This is a genomic window from Streptomyces sp. NPDC048566 (assembly GCF_043199735.1).
In the GTDB taxonomy this organism is placed as follows: Bacteria; Actinomycetota; Actinomycetes; order Streptomycetales; family Streptomycetaceae; genus Streptomyces.
On the sequence record NZ_JBICWL010000004.1, the window covers coordinates 375917 to 392453 of the forward strand.

Annotated in this window: 17 protein-coding genes, 1 tRNA gene and 2 pseudogenes; 3 read left to right on the top strand and 17 right to left on the bottom strand. The window is 73.1% G+C overall.

The window, feature by feature from the left end:
- Positions 1-4: 4 nt before the first annotated feature.
- From ACGFS9_RS10560 to ACGFS9_RS10570, 3 genes are all read right to left on the bottom strand, one after another.
- Positions 5-1000, bottom strand: a complete 996-nt coding sequence (locus ACGFS9_RS10560; RefSeq protein WP_393252037.1) for an NAD-dependent epimerase/dehydratase family protein — start codon at positions 998-1000, stop codon at positions 5-7.
- A gap of 112 nt (positions 1001-1112) precedes the next feature.
- Positions 1113-1457, bottom strand: a complete 345-nt coding sequence (locus ACGFS9_RS10565; RefSeq protein ID WP_393252117.1) for a hypothetical protein — start codon at positions 1455-1457, stop codon at positions 1113-1115.
- Positions 1458-1734: 277 nt separating this feature from the next.
- Positions 1735-2064 carry a MerR family transcriptional regulator gene (locus ACGFS9_RS10570; protein ID WP_393252038.1) on the bottom strand — a complete coding sequence of 110 codons (330 nt, stop codon included), beginning with the start codon at positions 2062-2064 and terminating at the stop codon, positions 1735-1737.
- Between the two features lie 441 nt (positions 2065-2505).
- On the opposite strand from ACGFS9_RS10570, the pseudogene ACGFS9_RS10575 reads away from it, so the two are divergent.
- Positions 2506-2867: pseudogene (locus ACGFS9_RS10575) on the top strand (hypothetical protein); the annotation flags it as partial.
- Positions 2868-3028: 161 nt separating this feature from the next.
- Here the strand turns inward: ACGFS9_RS10575 and ACGFS9_RS10580 are convergent.
- The 13 genes and pseudogenes from ACGFS9_RS10580 to ACGFS9_RS10640 form a co-directional block, all read right to left on the bottom strand.
- On the bottom strand, positions 3029-3343 hold the full coding sequence (locus ACGFS9_RS10580; protein WP_393252040.1) for an SCO5918 family protein: 315 nt from the start codon (positions 3341-3343) through the stop codon (positions 3029-3031).
- 262 nt (positions 3344-3605) lie between these two features.
- Positions 3606-3812 carry a CBS domain-containing protein gene (locus ACGFS9_RS10585; protein WP_393252042.1) on the bottom strand — a complete coding sequence of 69 codons (207 nt, stop codon included), beginning with the start codon at positions 3810-3812 and terminating at the stop codon, positions 3606-3608.
- A 338-nt stretch (positions 3813-4150) separates the two neighbouring features.
- Entirely contained in the window at positions 4151-5719 is a 1569-nt protein-coding gene (locus ACGFS9_RS10590) for a DEAD/DEAH box helicase (protein WP_393252044.1), read from the bottom strand.
- Between the two features lie 529 nt (positions 5720-6248).
- On the bottom strand, positions 6249-6452 hold the full coding sequence (locus tag ACGFS9_RS10595; RefSeq protein WP_393252045.1) for a cold-shock protein: 204 nt from the start codon (positions 6450-6452) through the stop codon (positions 6249-6251).
- 361 nt (positions 6453-6813) lie between these two features.
- Complete coding sequence (locus tag ACGFS9_RS10600; RefSeq protein WP_393252047.1) at positions 6814-7581, bottom strand: polysaccharide deacetylase family protein; 768 nt, start codon at positions 7579-7581, stop codon at positions 6814-6816.
- A gap of 130 nt (positions 7582-7711) precedes the next feature.
- A complete protein-coding gene (locus ACGFS9_RS10605; RefSeq protein ID WP_393252048.1) occupies positions 7712-8104 on the bottom strand; it encodes a hypothetical protein in 393 nt (130 codons plus the stop codon).
- Between the two features lie 247 nt (positions 8105-8351).
- On the bottom strand, positions 8352-8729 hold the full coding sequence (locus ACGFS9_RS10610; RefSeq protein ID WP_393252050.1) for a DUF1330 domain-containing protein: 378 nt from the start codon (positions 8727-8729) through the stop codon (positions 8352-8354).
- 195 nt (positions 8730-8924) lie between these two features.
- The gene (locus ACGFS9_RS10615) at positions 8925-9563 is read right to left on the bottom strand and encodes a hypothetical protein (protein WP_393252051.1); all 639 of its coding nucleotides are present in this window, start codon (positions 9561-9563) and stop codon (positions 8925-8927) included.
- A 27-nt stretch (positions 9564-9590) separates the two neighbouring features.
- Positions 9591-9983, bottom strand: a complete 393-nt coding sequence (locus tag ACGFS9_RS10620) for a hypothetical protein (RefSeq protein WP_393252052.1) — start codon at positions 9981-9983, stop codon at positions 9591-9593.
- A gap of 7 nt (positions 9984-9990) precedes the next feature.
- Positions 9991-10293 carry a hypothetical protein gene (locus ACGFS9_RS10625; protein ID WP_393252118.1) on the bottom strand — a complete coding sequence of 101 codons (303 nt, stop codon included), beginning with the start codon at positions 10291-10293 and terminating at the stop codon, positions 9991-9993.
- A 753-nt stretch (positions 10294-11046) separates the two neighbouring features.
- Positions 11047-12765 carry a SpoIIE family protein phosphatase gene (locus tag ACGFS9_RS10630; RefSeq protein WP_393252054.1) on the bottom strand — a complete coding sequence of 573 codons (1719 nt, stop codon included), beginning with the start codon at positions 12763-12765 and terminating at the stop codon, positions 11047-11049.
- A 572-nt stretch (positions 12766-13337) separates the two neighbouring features.
- Positions 13338-13459, bottom strand: a pseudogene (locus ACGFS9_RS10635) (serine hydrolase); the annotation flags it as partial.
- 139 nt (positions 13460-13598) lie between these two features.
- Positions 13599-13672: transfer RNA gene (locus ACGFS9_RS10640), tRNA-Gly, on the bottom strand.
- Between the two features lie 561 nt (positions 13673-14233).
- On the opposite strand from ACGFS9_RS10640, the gene dcd reads away from it, so the two are divergent.
- Complete coding sequence (gene dcd / locus ACGFS9_RS10645) at positions 14234-14809, top strand: dCTP deaminase (RefSeq protein WP_393252055.1); 576 nt, start codon at positions 14234-14236, stop codon at positions 14807-14809.
- 10 nt (positions 14810-14819) lie between these two features.
- The gene (locus tag ACGFS9_RS10650) at positions 14820-15329 is read left to right on the top strand and encodes a phosphoribosyltransferase (RefSeq protein WP_393252119.1); all 510 of its coding nucleotides are present in this window, start codon (positions 14820-14822) and stop codon (positions 15327-15329) included.
- A 233-nt stretch (positions 15330-15562) separates the two neighbouring features.
- Here the strand turns inward: ACGFS9_RS10650 and ACGFS9_RS10655 are convergent, their stop codons facing one another.
- Positions 15563-16525 (bottom strand): Yip1 family protein, encoded by a 963-nt coding sequence (locus ACGFS9_RS10655; protein ID WP_393252056.1) that lies wholly within the window; start codon positions 16523-16525, stop codon positions 15563-15565.
- Positions 16526-16537: the final 12 nt, after the last annotated feature.

Here is a 16537-nt window from a genome sequence, read left to right on the forward strand (position 1 = left end):
GCGGTCACTCCCCCCGCAGCCTCGCCCCGGCGAACTCCCGCATCCCCTCGGTGAATCCGACCTCGGCCTTCCAGCCGAGCTCGGCGCGCAGCCGGGCCGAGTCGGCGGTGATGTGGCGGACGTCGCCGAGCCGGTACTCGCCGGTCACCACCGGCTCGGGGCCCCCGTAGGCGGCGGCCAGGGCCTCGGCCATCTCGCCGACGGTGCGCGGCTCGCCGCTGCCGGTGTTGTAGACGGCGAGCGCGCCGGGGGCCGAACCCGCCTCCAGGGCGGCCACGTTGGCGGCGGCCACATCGCCCACGTGGACGAAGTCCCGCCGCTGCCCGCCGTCCTCGAAGACGCGGGGCGCCTCGCCGCGGGCGAGCGCGGACCGGAAGAAGGAGGCGACACCGGCGTACGGGGTGTCGCGGGGCATGCCGGGTCCGTACACGTTGTGGTAGCGCAACGACACCGCGGAACCGTCCGTCGAACGCGCCCACGCGGAGGCCAGGTGCTCCTGCGCCAGCTTGGTCGTCGCGTACACGTTGCGCGGGTCGGCGGGCGCGTCCTCCCCCACCAGGCCCGGTGACAACTCCTCGCCGCAGCGCGGGCAGCGCGGCTCGAACCGCCCGGCGTCCAGATCGGCGACGGCCCGCGGCCCCGGGCGCACCACGCCGTGCCACTCGCACGCGTACCGTCCCTCGCCGTACACGACCATCGATCCGGCGAGCACCAGGCGCCGCACGCCCGCGTCCGCCATCGCGGCGAGCAGCACGGCCGTGCCGAGGTCGTTGCGCGACACGTACTCCACCGCGTCGCCGAACCCCTTGCCGAGGCCCACCATCGCGGCCTGGTGGCAGACCGCGTCGACGCCCGCGAGAGCGCCCGCGACCGCGTCGGCGTCCCGTACGTCGCGCCCGTCCAGCAGGTCGAACACGACGGGCTCGTGCCCGCGCGCCCGCAGCGCCTCGACGACATGACCTCCGATGAACCCGGCTCCGCCGGTTACCAGTACACGCATGTCCTGAACGCTAGGACCGCCACCCCCTTCCGCGGTGGCACCGCGCCCGACACGTCACCGCTCCGTAAGTTCTCCGGGTGAGGCGGGCGCCCGGGCCGCGGCCCGGGCGGGCTCACATGCGCAGCAACCGCTGGGTGATCTCCCGGTACTCGCGCAGCGCCTGGCGCAGTTCGTCGCCCTGGGTCCGCGGATCACGGTCGCGCCAGTGGGCGTGCAGGGCGGCGCGGCGTTCCGTGAGGGCGGCCATGAGGTGGGCCGCCGCCTCGTCGAACGCCGTCTCGGCCTCCGCGAGCGCCTCGCGCGGGGTGTGCGGGAAGGTGTTGAGGGCGTGGTTGAGCCGCTGGGCGAGTGCGTCCCGCTCGTCGGGCCCGAGCAGCGGCTCGGGTCCCGCCGTGCGGCGCCCGGCCGACCCGGGCCGGCGGTCCGGGGGCTGCTGGGCGCGGGTCTGGTCGTACATCATCGTGGGCCACTTCCTGGACGTCGTACCGGCCGGGCGCGTGGGCGCGGTCGGTGGGTACGGTCGAGGGCCCGCCCGTGCGGGCGGCCGTCGCGACGACGGGCACCGGAGGCGTCACTTCGCGACCGCCGCGGCGGTCGCGGCGGTGACCACGGCTGTCACGGTCGTCGGAGCGGCATGGGCCGGCTGTGCACCGGGCTCACAGTCAACGCCGGGTGCCCGCCGCTGTCAACGCGGCGTCCGGGCGGCGCGTTCGGTCCTGGCGGGACCCGATCAGTCAGTCCGTGGCGGCCTCGGCCGCGCGCCGGTACTCGGCGTTGATGCGCTGGGCCTCCTCCAACTGGTCCTCCAGGATGACGATGCGGCAGGCGGCCTCGATCGGGGTCCCCTTGTCGACCAGTTCCCGCGCGCGGGCGGCGATCCGCAGCTGGTACCGGGAGTAGCGCCGGTGGCCGCCCTCGGAGCGGAGCGGGGTGATCAGGCGGGCCTCGCCGATCGCCCGCAGGAAGCCCGGCGTGGTGCCGAGCATCTCGGCGGCCCTGCCCATCGTGTATGCGGGGTAGTCGTCGTCGTCGAGACGACCACCCAGTGGAGTGTCCGCTGTCATTTCACCTCGTCGTGGCACGCGTCGAGGGGCCCCGATGCCGTACGGCACCAGGGCCCCGAAGGAAATTGAACACCATCTGCCGGCTCTACTGCGGAGCCGACCGTCTGTTTCCGCTACCGGGCCCTCGCGTCGGGCGGGTGAGCGGGGATCGCGATTGCGTGACCGGGGACCACCTTCCAATCCTGGTCTTGCGGTACCCGCGCCCTCGTCGTGCTCGGGCGGGGCGATCCTGATGGCGTCTGCTTGCGCAGTCCTTCCTCTGGACGGTTCGGGTGCCGAGCCCGCCACCGGCGTGGCCCGACGTTGTCTGAGACAAACCCTAATCACGCCATGCGGTGATGTCTACCATTGCCACGACAGATTTTTGTCGGCGGGAAAGGGAGAAAGGGTGGCGCGCGCGGGGGTGGGGCGCGGGCGGGGCGCTGCATGGAATCGGTTCCCCTGGCGAAACCCGACGCGCTTCTCGTTGACCTCTCCGCTTCGGTGGAGTCCGAGGGAGCACGCACAGGTCGTTGACGGTGGTCGTCGGCGGCGCCGTCAACACCGGCCGGCCGGCCCCGGAGGGGGTGTGGCGGGAGCGGGTGCCGGAGGTTCTCGGGGCCTCGGGCCGCCTCGCCCCGTTCGCCGCGGTCGTCGCGACCGGCCGGACGGCGGACGGCCCCGCGGCGGCCCCCACCCATCCGCACGTCCACCTTGCCCGCATCCTTCAGGGCAGGGTGGGCATCCCCGACACCGGAGGCATGTACCGCGTCGCGATCGAGGACGTGAGCGCCTGGACGGCTGGCGACTTCAGCTCCTCCGACCAGGGAGCGTCCCGCGGACTCCGGCCGCGCCGGGGTGATCGGTCCGCCCGTGCCCGGCGTGCCGCGAGGCCCCGCCGACGTCTGTCCGCGGGGCCTCGGGAAGTGCCGTGCGTCGAGCCGGCCGCTTCCCCGAGGGGGCCGGCCGGCGGTGTGGAGCGGGCTCAGGGCGCGAGCGGAACCGGGCTCCCGAGGAGGGCGGACGCGGCCTGCAACGGGCTGAGGGGCCGCGGCGCGGCGGCGGGCTCCGGGGTGCGGCAGGTGAAGCCGAGACGGGTCATCGCGCGGGTGACCTCACCGCTGGTGAAGTCGCGGCGGTCCTGCCGCGTGATGACCTCGCCCACCTGCTTGACGGGGTAGTGGCAGCGGCCGATGATCACGGATTCACCCGTGACGGGTTCGGGCTTGACGCCCTTCATCGAGTCGAGCACGCCGCTCTTGCTGAGGTCGAACGGGAAGCGGGCGATGACACAGCGCATGGTGCCTCACAGAGGTCTGAGGGGAGAGGTACGGAGGACGCGGAGGGACGAGCGGGGACCGGAGCCGCCCCCGGCCGGCCGGGGCAGGTGTGGACCCGGTGGCGCGCGGAGGCCCGTCCCCGGAAACGGCTCGGCGCCGGCCCCCCGGTCGCCGGGGACCGGAGCCGCCCGGGCCTCGCGAGGGCATTGCCCCGGGGGCGCCGGGAGAGCGGACGGCCACGGGCGCGTGCGGGCCCGTGGCCGGAGCCGGCGTGCGGCATGCTCAGCCGGAGAGGGCGAGGGAGCCCGGCGCGGAGCGGCGGTCGAGGACGTCCCGCACACGGAGGCGGTCGCTGTAGCGGGAGCCGCCCCGGACGAGTGCGAGCTGCGCCGCGGTGACCTCACCGACGCACTCGTCGTCCTCGTCGCAGATCGGCAGGCGCGTGACACCGGCCCCCGCCATGACGGACAACGCCACCTCCACGGTCATGTCCGTTCCGACCCGCGGCCCGCGGGAGTCCGCCTCCCGGCCGGCGAGCGCGACGCGACCGGCGGATACGGCACGTTCCGCGCTGCCGGAACGGGACGTGAAGAGACCGGAGCCCGCGGGACACGACGGCGACCGCCGGTCCGGGTGCCGGGAAGGAAGCGGAACGATCGTCGAAGCTGTCAAAGGTGCCTCCTGCGGCGGGAACGCGGCGTGGTCGCGGCGGGGTGAGCGAGGAGTGGAGGAGGGTGACGACGCGCGGCCCGGCGGCATCGCGGCGGGGAGGGCGGCGGCCCCGGACACACGGCGCCGGGCGCGCCGGGCCCGGCCCGGACCCGGCCTCAGTGCTCGGCCGCGAGAGGGGTACCGCGCTCGGCGCGGGCGGGCGCGCCCGCCCCGGCCGGGCGGCGGGCGCCGGCACCGGCGGGCCTGCCACCACCCTGCCCCGGGCGCCCGCGGCGCCCGCGGGCGGAGCCGACGGACCCGCGCCGGGGGCGCTCGGACACCGGTGCGCGAATGACGACCGGCACGCCCGAAGGCGTCTGGGCCCCGGTGATCCGGGTCAACTCCGCGTCGCCGGAACGGACCTGGCTGGTCTGCGGCGAGATGCCGGCGGCGGCCATCAGGCGGCTCATCTCGCGGCGCTGGTTCGGGGTCACCAGCGTCACCACGCTGCCCGACTCCCCGGCGCGGGCGGTGCGGCCGCCGCGGTGCAGGTAGTCCTTGGGGTCGCTCGGCGGGTCGACGTTGACCACCAGGTCGAGCCGGTCGACGTGGATGCCGCGCGCGGCCACGTTGGTCGCCACGAGCACCGTCACGTGTCCGGTCTTGAACTGCGCGAGAGTCCGGGTCCGCTGCGGCTGCGACTTGCCGCCGTGCAGGGCGGCGGCGCGGACGCCGCTGCTCAGCAGGTGCTCGGTCAACCGGTCCACCGCGTGCTTGGTGTCCAGGAACATCAGCACCCGGCCGTCCCGCGCCGCGATCTCCGTGGTCGTACGGTGCTTGTCGGCGCCCTGGACGTGCAGAACGTGGTGCTCCATCGTCGTGACGGCGCCCGCGGAGGGGTCGACCGAGTGCACCACCGGGTCGCTCAGGTAGCGGCGGACCAGCAGGTCGACGTTGCGGTCCAGGGTCGCGGAGAAGAGCATCCGCTGCCCGCCCGGGCGTACGTGGTCGAGCAGTTCGGTGACCTGCGGCATGAAGCCCATGTCGGCCATCTGGTCGGCCTCGTCGAGGACGGTGATGTCGACCTGGCCGAGTCCGCAGTCACCGCGCTCCACGAGGTCCTTCAGGCGGCCGGGTGTGGCGACGACCACCTCGGCGCCGCCCCGCAGCGCACCGGCCTGCCGGCCGATCGACATGCCGCCGACCACGGTGGTCAGCCGCAGTCGCAGCGAACGGGCGTACGGGGTGAGCGCGTCGGTGACCTGCTGGGCCAGTTCGCGGGTCGGGACCAGGACCAGGGCGAGCGGCTGTCGGGGCTCGGCGCGCCGGCCGGCGGTTCGGCTCAGCAGCGCGAGTCCGAAGGCCAGCGTCTTGCCCGAGCCGGTGCGGCCCCGGCCGAGGACGTCCCGCCCGGCGAGGGAGTTGGGCAGCGTCGCGCCCTGGATCGGGAAGGGGACGCTGACTCCCTCGTGGCCGAGCGCCTTGAGCAGCGGTGCCGGGAGGTCGAGGTCGGCGAACGCCTCCACCGCGGGCAGGGCGGGGGTCACCGTCACCGGCGGGGCGAACTCGCCCTGCGGGGAGGACTTCCTGCGTCCGTACCCCGCCGACCGGCCCGAGCCGGCGTAACCGCCCGAGCCGGAGCGGCCCGAGGGCGCGGATGCGAAACGGCTGCCGCCGGTCCTCCTGGGACCGCCGCCTTCGGAGCGGGTGCGGGCGGAGCGGTCGTTCGTGCGCGTGCGGTTCATGCGGAACCTTCCTTGAACGGGCGCGTTTCAAGGAATTCCCGCAGCGAGGAAACAGCGCAGAGAATCGCGAGAACGAGCCGAATGAAATACGGGGCCGTTGGAAATCGGACCGGTCGGGGTCCGCGGCGGTGGAGGAAAACGGTGGAGCGTGGGACCGGAATGGTGATCCGGCAGCCGGAGTCGGGGTTCCCGAGCGGCTGAGGCCCGAGTGGTCCAAACCCGCGGAGCGGCCGGTGAGAACGAGACCGGAGCCGGGGTCGAGAAGGGAAGAAGCGGATCGGTGGGGAAGCGGCGACGGGCGTCGGCTCTCCGGGGGACGAGTCGGTCCCGATCACGCCCCTCCTGCCGGGCCCGCGGGCCGCGTCGTCGTGCCGGTGCCGGCCGACCGCCCCCGGTGGGAGGCTCGCGGACCTCTCGGTCCGCCCGCGGGCCGCGGCGGTGCCGGAACCCGCGGCGCGTCCCCGGGAAAGCGGCGAGCCGGGGCCCGCACCCCAAGGTGCGGGCCCCGGCTGCGCTGTGCGCGAGGGTGTCAGGCGGGAACGATGTTCTCCGCCGTCGGGCCCTTCTGGCCCTGAGCGATGTCGAAGGAGACCTTCTGGCCCTCCTGCAGCTCACGGAAGCCCTGGGCGGCGATGTTGGAGTAGTGGGCGAAGACGTCGGCGCCGCCGCCGTCCTGCTCGATGAAGCCGAAGCCCTTTTCCGCGTTGAACCACTTCACGGTGCCATTGGTCATGTCAATTCTCCTTCGGGACGGTGCTCGGATTCCGCGGTGCGCGGAGTCCGCGTCGCCGTGATGATTACCCCGCCGGAAAAGACCGGAGACACAGAAGAAATTCACCTCGAAACGAGGGTGAACGCTCACAAGTTTTGGGAACCACAACTGCAACTGTTGTCGACAGTAGCACGGTGCGATCGCGACCGTGCCGCGAAATATTCTGATCCGTGCGGCGATCGAGGAATACTGGCCGCGCCCGCCGTCGATTTCTCACGCGGCGGTCACAGATATGGGCGGACTGGGGTCGCAGCATTTCTCCGGCCGCGGTCGGGCGGCGGGCCGGACGGGCCGGACGGGCCGGCACCCGACCCCGCCGGGTTCAGCGCACGGGGAACCCGAAGGAGCGGCCCTCTTCCTTCAGCCAGGGCAGGACGCGGCGCAGCGCCGCGACGGTCTGGGAGCGGTCGCCGCCCGCGTCGTGGAAGAGGAGTGTCGGCCCGTTGGGCAGCTCGCGCCGGACGGTGGCGACGATGGCGTCCGTGCCCGGCCGCTCGAAGTCCTTGGTGTCCACGTTCCAGCCGAGCGGGCGCATCCCCCGCGAGGCGGCGAGTTCGCGGCTGTCGGGGGTGAACGCGCCGCCGGGGGCCCGGTAGTAGAGCGGTCGGACGCCCCCGGACGCCTTGGTGATCATGCGCTCGGCGTCGAGGATCTGCCGGGACCGGTAGGCCGGGGACTTCCGGTCCATGGTCGTGTCGTGCGACACCGTGTGGTCGCAGAGCCGGTGCCCGGCCGCCACCACCTTCTTCACGAGGTCCGGGTGGGCCTCGGCCTGCGTTCCCACCATGCAGAAGGTCGCCTTCACCCCGTACTCCCGCAGGACGTCGAGTACTTGGGGGGTCCAGACGGGGTCGGGACCGTCGTCGATGGTGATGTTCACTCCGCGCGCCCCCTGGTCCGAGGCGTGCGCGATGGACACCGCGACGGCCTCGACCGCACCGCCGGGCCGGGCGGACGCAGCGGCCGGCCGGCCGCCCGCGGAGTCCGCCTGCGCGGTCCACACCGAGGCCCCGACGGCGAGCACCGTCACCCCGAGGGCCGCCCCGACGACCTTGCCGTACCAGCCCCGCGCCCCGCCGTGCCGCGCCATGTCCGCCCCGCCCTCGCCCGATGTCCCGTCGTTCCCCGGCCACTTGGCAGGACGACGGATGCGCGGCCGGGGCTCCGCCCGTTACCGAGCACGGACGATTCCGGGGGAGTTCGCGGACACTTCGCTTCGGTCAGGTGCAGCTCTCGCCCACCCGCACCACGTCGAGGACCACGGGGAAATCGGTGATCTGCCGGTTCGGGCCCGGCCGGGAGGCGCAGATCTTCCACGACGCCGGGTCGTCCACCGGACGCTTCTGCCCGCTCGCGTCGCGGTAGGACACCTCGATGGCGGAGCCCATCTGCTCGGCCGCGCGTCCCGCGTTGCCGCCGATGAGGTCGGGCATGGTGGCGGCCACCGGCAGGGCGTCGGCCGGACTGCTCGCCCCGGCGGAGTCCGGCCCGGCCGGCGAGGAGCTCGGCGCGGTGCCCGGCGAGGCGTCCGCTCCCGACGAGGCCGAGCAGGCGGTGGCCGCGGCCAGGAACACCGCGGCGAGGACGGCTCGGAGAGGACGCCCGACGGTCATGCGCTTTCCCCCGGATGTGACGACGGATGACGGCTGTTCCCCCAGTGAACCCGATGATCGTCTCCGCCGACAGCACGGTCGGGGAACGGTCGGGACACCCGCCCGTGACGCGCACCCGCCGGCCCGCCACCGCACGGCTCACAGGCGCGACGCCCGCCCGAACCGCCTGCCCGAACGGCCCGTCGGGACCGCCGTCCGGACCGCCCGCCCGGACCGTCCGTTCGCTCACCGCCGTTCGGCCTCCCGGTCAGGCCCCGCCGTGCCGTGCCCAGGGGGCGGTCGGCTGGAGGACCGCCTCGGACAGGGCCTTGCTCCGCAGCGCCGTGATGCTCTGGTACTCGGGATCGGCGACCATGCGGCCGAACGCCTCCCGGCTGGGATAGCGGACCAGCAGTACCGCGTCCCACGCCTGCCCGTCCTCGGCGACGAGCGGTGTGCCGCCGTCACCGGCGTACAGCAACTCGCCCCCGTACCGCTGGAGGAAGGGCGCGGCCCGCCGGGAGTACTCCTGGTAGACGGCGCGGCCCTCGGGCGCGAACCGCAGCAGGTTGAGCATCACGACGGGCTCGTCCGGTGCGTGCACGCGCAGCGCCGCGAGCGCGGCCCCGGTGGGATCGACGGCCATGGAGGTCTCCCGCCTTTCGAGGGTCCGGCACGAGCGGCGGAACCGGTCGGACCGCCGTGCGCCGGTGGACGAGAGCAGGCTAGGCGAACGGGCCGCCCGTGCATACCATCTGGTCGGTACGAGGTGTGGAGGTGTCCGGCGGGGCCGCCCGGCCGACCGGTGGGCGGTGCGCGAGGTCCCGACCGGTCGCGGCCGTCACGCGTCGCGCCGGGCGGCCCAGCTCTTGAGAGGTCTGGCCGCTGTGCCGTTGTTGCCGAGATGGTAGACGCTGATGCCCCGCCCCGAGAAGGTGAGCGCCTCGAACGGCTCGGCTTCGATGGAGGCCAGGTCGGCCAGAGTGGCCAGGCCCACGGTGACATGAGCGAGGTAGTTCCCCCCGCTGTGATCGGGGACGCAGGTCTCGATGTAGGCGAGCGTGGCGGCATTGATGTCCGGCTCGGCGTCGGTGCGCACGGAGGCGTCGGCGGTGCCGCCGCTGCCCACGTAGGGCTTCAGGCCGTCGATGAGGCGGCCCTGGAAGTCGAGGACCTCCGGGCCCGGTTGGACGACGACCGCTGCCAGTCCGATCGAGGGCTGCACCTCCATGTGGGCGATGCCGCGGGCGGTCAATTTCAGGGTCGACAGGTCCACGGAGGCGATCAGGTCCTCGATCAGGTCGTCGGTGCGGGGCCACCAGGCGCCGCAGAGGGGGCCGGGCGGGAAGGTCGGCGGCGCAGGGCGAGCAGGGCAGGGCGCGGTGGCGTGCGTACCGGGCGTCTGGGGGCGCGGTCGCCGGCCCTCGGCGGTGGGCCGTGCGGGTTCATGGTCGCGTTCCTGTCCTTGGGCGGCAGTCACACGACTGCCGGTGCTGCTGGGCCGGCGTCAGCCAGGCTCGTCGGTGTGGGCGCGTCGCGCCTGGGTGTGGCTGGTGGCCAGCCAGGGCGCCTGGGCGAAGGGCTCTTCGCCGACATGCCCGGTGTCGACGGTGAGATGGAGCAGGGTGCCCTGCCCGTCGGGGCCCGCGGGGTAGCTGCGGGGCTCGTCGCAGCGGAGGTACCGGCGCAGCAGCAGCGCCACTCGTTGGGCGATGTCGGGGCTGGCGGCGATGATGCGGACCTCCGCGAGGTCGCCCAAGGAGAGATCACCATCGGCGGTCTCGTACGCCGGCGGATCTTCGCTTGTGTCGTGGATGCTGCCGGTGCCGGCACCGGTGCCTTGGCTGCGGCCACGGCGGAGCGGCGCGGGCATGGACGTGACCTCTGTTCTGTCGGTCATTTCGGCCTCAACGTCCCGCGGTGTTCCGCTGGTTGTTCGTCGTCCGCTCCCGGTGGTGGCGCGGCCGGAAGTGCCCCCGCCCGCCGTCGCGATGGTCGCGACGCTCGTGACCGGCGGAGGGGGTGGAGTGCGATGCCAGCGGCGCGGTGGTGCCGGCGGCTCGCTCGGCGGCGGCTGGAGGACCGGGCAGGAAGCGGCTGTAGGAACGCAAGGCGATCCTTTCGCTGTGTGCGGAGTTGAGCCGGTGGATCACGTACGCTCCCGCGGCGATGAGCACGAGGAGCGCGGCGATGGTCAGGGGGATGTCCATGGCGGTCACGACCTGACGATCGGTCGAACGCGAGAAGAGCTTGGGGGAAGCGGGCCCCCGTCCCTCGGGCGCGTGGTGGCGCATGGGTGCCGGCGGTGCCGTTCGTGCTCGTGGTGCCGGTGGTGAAGAGCTGCACTACGGCCCTGCGCGGGTCGGGCTCCGGCCACGCGTGGGCGGTGGAGAAGGAATCGAAGGCCGGGGCCATCGTGCTGACCTGTCTCCGGAAGCTCCTGCGCTGCGCGATGCTTCCGGCGAAGTGTCTCGCCGAAGACGAGACCAGCGCGGAAGCCGGTGTGCGACATGCCCTCGGTACCTCCACCGTACTCCCGTGTGTCCTCAGCTGTCGGGAAGCGGAAGGAACCGCCGTACCCGCCGCGGCGTTCTCGTCCACCGCCGGTCCCGAAGGGGAGCGGCCGCGGGAGTACGGTTGAAGACACCGTGGGCGTCGCGCGCCGACTTCGACACCGGTGCCGCTCTCGGCGACCGACGAAGCCGGGCAGGGTCCGTCCGTGCCCGAGCAGGGCTTGCCTCATGACCAGGACCATGCCTGGAACCTCGCCCGGCGCCTGCAGAAACGGCTGCTCACCGACCACGGTGCCGCCGTCGCCGTCACGCTGGTGAAGCGCTCCGACCACATGACTGTCGAGGCGCTGCGGTCCTGGGGATGGCGGTACATCGAAGGCGACACACCTCGGACGGCCCCTCGGCCCGTTCCGCATCCTGGTCCTCGAGACCTGAGCACCACGCCAGCGGTCACGGCAACGGCAGGCGCAGGGCCAGGAGGGCGACGTCGTCGGTGCTGCCGGGCGGCATGAGGGCGGGCAGCTGGTCGCACAGCGTGTCCAGCGGTTCGTGGGCGAGCGCGAGGGCGTGGTGGCGCAGATGGGCGAGGCCGGTGTCCAGGTCGCTGCCGGGGATCTCGATCAGGCCGTCGGTGTAGAGCAGGAGAGTGGAACCCGGTGGAAGGGACTGCGCGGCGCTCGGCCTGCTGTCGCCGGTGCCCGGAGGGGTGCCGAGGAGGAGTCCCTGTCCCGCTTCGAGGTACTTCGCCTGCCCGTCCCGGGTCAGCAGGAGGGGCGGCGGGTGCCCCGCGCTGGTCCACCGCAGCGTCCACGGACCGGTGTGCGGGTCGCCTTCGAGCAGGGCGAGGACGAGGGTGGCCAGGGGGACGGTGGTGATGGCGGGCATGGCGTCGTCGAGGCGATCGACGACGGCGTCGGGCGGGCCGCTGTGGTCCCAGACCAGCGAGCGCAGGATGCCGTGCAGTTGCGCCATGCCGGCCGCCGCGGTCAGGTCGTGGCCCACGACGTCGCCGATGACCAGCGCGAGCGTGCCGTCCTTCCGCTCGAACGCGTCATACCAGTCGCCACCGACCTGGGAGCCGGCCGGAGCGGGCTGGTAGCGGGCGGCCAGCCGCAGGCGGCCGGGCTGGGGGAGTGGGGCGAGCAGGTTGCGCTGCATGGCCTCGGCGACGGCGCGCTGGCGGCCGAAGCGGCGGGCGTTGTCGACGACCAGCCCGACCCGGCGGCCGATGTCGCTCACGACGGTCAGATCGTCGGGGTCGAAGGGGTGTGCCGGGTCCGTGCGCACCAGTGTCAGGGCGCCGGTGACCTGCCGCCCGGAGCCCAGCGGCACCGTGACGGCGGACGCCGCGCCCACGGCCCGCAGGAAGCCGCTGTGGACGCCGGCCAGGGCAGAGGAGACCGGTGCGGCCACGTCCGCCTCGCGCTGCAGAACGGGGTCAGCGCCGTTCAGCACCTGGACCAGAGGGGAGCTGGACTCGTCCCCGGCCTCCGGAAGGCGCTCGCGCCAGTCCTCCTGCGCGGCGTCCCGGCCCTCGGGGCCCGTCACCGCCACGCGGTGGACCTGACCGGAACCGACCCGGAGGTCCACCGCCGCCCAGTCGGCGAGGCGGGGAACCAGCAGGCGGCCCAGCCGGGCGAGAGCCTCATCGGTCTCCAGAGTCTGACCGAGTACGTCGGTGATCTCCGCGACCAGAGTCAGCCGCTCGGTGAGGTCCTCCAGAGCACGTGTGTACGCCGCACGCTCCCGACGCGCGCTGCGGTCGCCGGCGGCGTCGGTCAACAGCACGGCCATGCCCATGAAGGCGCCGTCGTCCCGCAGGGGAGAAGCGGACCAGGAGATCGCGATCAGGCGACCGTCCCCGCGCAGACAGATGTGGCCCTCCCCGCGTGCCTCGGCCTTCTCCGCCACGGCCCGCAGCAGCGAGCACCGCTCCCGCGGGACCCTGCCGCCGTCCGCCTCCCGGTGCAGCAGGTCGTGTGCGTCCTCCCCGAGCATCGCCGCAGCGGAGCGGCCCAGCAGCCGCTCGGCGGCCGGGTTGACCGCCAGAAACCGTCCAGCGGGGTCCACCACGATCAGGGCCGTGCCCAGCTGCCCGACGACCTGCCGCCAGAAACCCGGCTCGGCCGCCGACCACCGCCGCCCCTCATCTCCGACACCCTCCACCACGCCGCCTCTCCAGTCATGGAAACCCTCCGCGGGCGCGTCGGCAGACCGAGACACCGGTCGATCGACGGTTCCCCGACTTGGCTCGATCAACGCCGCGACCTTGCCTCAGACCCATGGTGTACGACGCGTACGGATAGTGGTCGTCGCCGAGCCGGTCGACGGCGTACGGCTGTCTTCGGCGCACGCCCCGCTCCGGAGTGGGCGGTACCGGTCCGCGCGGCACGCGCGCCGGTGTGGGGCCGGCGCGGCGGCGCCCGGCCCTGTCATAGGAAGGTTGTGGGTTGCCTACCGGTGGGCCTTCGACCCCTGCCTTGCAAGTCCTCGGCGGTGCGGCTCCCGCACGGTCACCAGTAGTGACGTCGTCCGGCCACAGAGCTCCAGAAGTCGCCGAGTCTGCCCACCGTTTCGCCGCCCGCCCGGGGCTCCCCGGATCACGCGTGTCACGTGGGCTGCGACGGTTGTAGAGGCCGCCGGACAAAACAATGACGGGCCTGACCAATGATCGGCCGGGCCCGTCAAGCATTCACTGAAAGCTGTCGGGGCTCCCTCAGTGGATTTCGCCGACGGTCGCGTCAGGCGAAGGCGAGAGTGCGAAAGGCGTTGCGGACGTCGGTCAGGGCTGGCGGTCGCGGGTGGAGTAGGGCTTGTTGGTCAGCAGTACCGCCCAGCGCCCCTGCTGCGGGGAGATCCACATTTCGGGGCACCGCGGGCTAGTGCCGGATCCGTCGGACGAGGTCAGCTCTGCGTCTCCCCAAGGGCCGCGAAGGGCACGTCACCCTCAAATCGGACGAGACAACAAACAACCCCCGGGTCAATGACCTGGGGGTTCACAGTGGAGCGGGTGACGAGAATCGAACTCGCACTCTCAGCTTGGGAAGCTGATGTTCTACCACTAAACTACACCCGCGCGCGGCGCCGGTTGAACCGGTGCCGAATGCTCGCTCACTCTACCCCATGCCCGGCCCCCGGCGTCGAAGCCGCGGGGGGCGTCCGTGTCGGCCGGGGTGGACGGGGCTGCGGGCGGCCGGAGTTGGGGCGTACGGTGGGGGCCGTGGAGAGGGTCCGGGGCGGACCGGAGTGCCGCCTGGAGGGCCGTCCCTTTGATCCCGTAACGTGGCATTCGTTGCCAGGGCATCAGCCTGGCACAGCTCTTGGGGAAGGGACTCTGGGACTTGATGGAGCGCACCGTCGTCCGTTGTGCCGAGGGGCACGTGTTCAGTACCGCTTCGTTCCCGATGCAGCAGGCCGAGCGGCTCGGCCCCGGGCGGCTGGTCCGGTGTCCGCGCTGCGCCCGGCTCCGCAGCGTCGTGCCGGTGGCCTTGGAGAAGCATTGACGCGGTGAGCGTGTGACGCGGCCGGCCCGGTGTCGTGACGATCCGGGACCGGGGCGTCACGGGACCGGTGTCGCGGGGTGCGGAGGACCGTCCACGATTGTGGTGGCTCCGTACCCCTTGCGTATCCTCGGGGCGTGCTTCTCTCAGACAAGGACATCCGGGCCGAGATCGACGCCGGGCGGGTCCGGATCGATCCCTATGACGCCTCCATGGTGCAGCCGTCGAGCATCGACGTGCGCCTCGACCGCTACTTCCGGGTGTTCGAGAACCACCGCTACCCCCACATCGACCCGTCGGTCGAGCAGACGGACCTCACGCGGCTCGTCGAGCCGGAGGGGGACGAGCCGTTCATCCTGCATCCCGGGGAGTTCGTCCTCGCCAGCACCTACGAGGTCATCACGCTCCCCGACGACCTCGCCTCGCGCCTCGAGGGCAAGAGCTCGCTCGGCCGGCTGGGGCTGGTCACCCACTCCACCGCCGGGTTCATCGACCCCGGGTTCTCCGGGCACGTCACCCTGGAGCTGTCGAACCTCGCGACGCTGCCGATCAAGCTCTGGCCGGGCATGAAGATCGGGCAGCTGTGCATGTTCCGGCTCAGCTCGCCGGCCGAGTTCCCCTACGGCAGCGACCGCTACGGGTCGCGCTACCAGGGCCAGCGCGGACCGACGGCCTCCCGCTCCTTCCTCAACTTCCACCGGACGCGGGTGTGAGCCGGTGACCCTGTCCCCGGAGCGCGAGAACCTCTCCTACGAGGCGTTCGGCGTCGCCGTGCGCGAACTCGCGCAGACCATCGCGGACGACGGGTACGAGCCCGACGTCGTGCTGTCGATCGCCCGCGGCGGCGTCTTCGTCGCGGGCGGGCTCGCCTACGCCCTCGACTGCAAGAACATCCACCTGGTGAACGTCGAGTTCTACACGGGGGTGGGGACGACCCTGGAGATGCCGGTGATGCTCGCCCCGGTCCCCGACGCGATCGACTTCTCCGACAAGAAGGTCCTGATCACCGACGACGTCGCCGACACCGGCAAGACGCTCGAGCTCGTGCGCGACTTCTGCCTCGACACCGTCGCGGAGGTCCGCAGCGCCGTGATCTACGAGAAGCCCCAGTCGCTCGTGAAGTGCGAGTACGTCTGGAAGCGGACCGACCGGTGGATCAACTTCCCGTGGAGCGTCCTGCCCGTGGTGCGCCCGTCGGGCGAGCCGGCCGTGCCGTCCCCCGAGGCGCTGTAGCGGGTCGCCGCCGGGAAGCGGCGGTTCGGCTCGTCGGCGTCGGCGGTCACACCGGCGCGGGCGGCGGACGGCGAGGTCGCGGTCGTGCGGCGCGCCGTGGCGAACGGCCGGACCGGTGGCGAGGGCCGCGGGCCCGCACCCGGGCCGTCCGGTCCGGGCCCGGGTACCGGTGAGGGCTCACGGCCGTGTGGCCGTGAGCCCCTTCCGTGGTCCCGCCGGGGTGGGCTCCCGCGTCAGAACGTGCCCAGCTTGATGATCGACAGGATCGCGACGAGCTGGATGGACGACGCGGCCAGCGCCTTCGGCCAGGGCAGGTCGTGGGACCTGGCGACCATCAGGGTCAGCAGCGCGCCCGCCGCGACCCAGGTCGCCCAGCCGAGCAGCTGCACGAACGAGGCGTCGCCGCCGAGGAACATGGCCACCAGCAGGCGCGGCGTGTCCGTGACGGACATGATCAGCATGGAGAGGCCGACGGTGGGCTGCCAGGCGCCGTCGCCGCCGAGCTGGCGGGCCAGGGTGTGGGTGACCACGCCCAGCACGAACGTGCTCAGCACGATGGCGACGGCGGTCGTCAGGACGATCGGGATGGCGTTCGAGAGGGTCGCGCTGATGGCGTCCTCGCGGGCGCCGTCGAAGCCGAAGACCGCCAGCAGGCCGTAGACGAACGTCACGATCAGGGCCGGGCCCCACATCGCGTGGTCGCGCATCTGGAAGAAGGTCCGGTTCGGGGCGGTCACGATGCCCCGGAGCAGGTCCTTCCAGTGCAGCCGGGGACCGGCCGGCGGAGCCGACGCCTGCCCGGCGCGGTAGGTCCCGCCCTGGTTGTAGGGGTCCTCGTCGATGGAGAACGCCTGCGTGTGTCCCGGGCTGTTCGCCGCGTACGGGTCCGGGCCCTGCTGCGGGTGGCCGTCACCGAAGTACTCCGGTTCGCCGTGTCCGCCGCCCGCCCCGGGCCAGCCGCCCTGGGCGTTGCCGCCGTACTGCTGACCGCCGTACCGGGGACCGCCCTGCCCGCCGTCGTACGGCGGCTGCGCGGGCTGCCCCCCGTACTGCGGCTGCGTCGGCGCGTTCGGATGGCCGTACGGCGGCCGGCCGCCTCCCTGGGGGCCCTGCTGTCCGTACGACGGTCGTTGTTGCGGTCGCGTCTGCGCGGCACGGTTGTCCCGGCCGCCGCGTCCGATCCTGAATCCAGCCACGTTATCGAACGT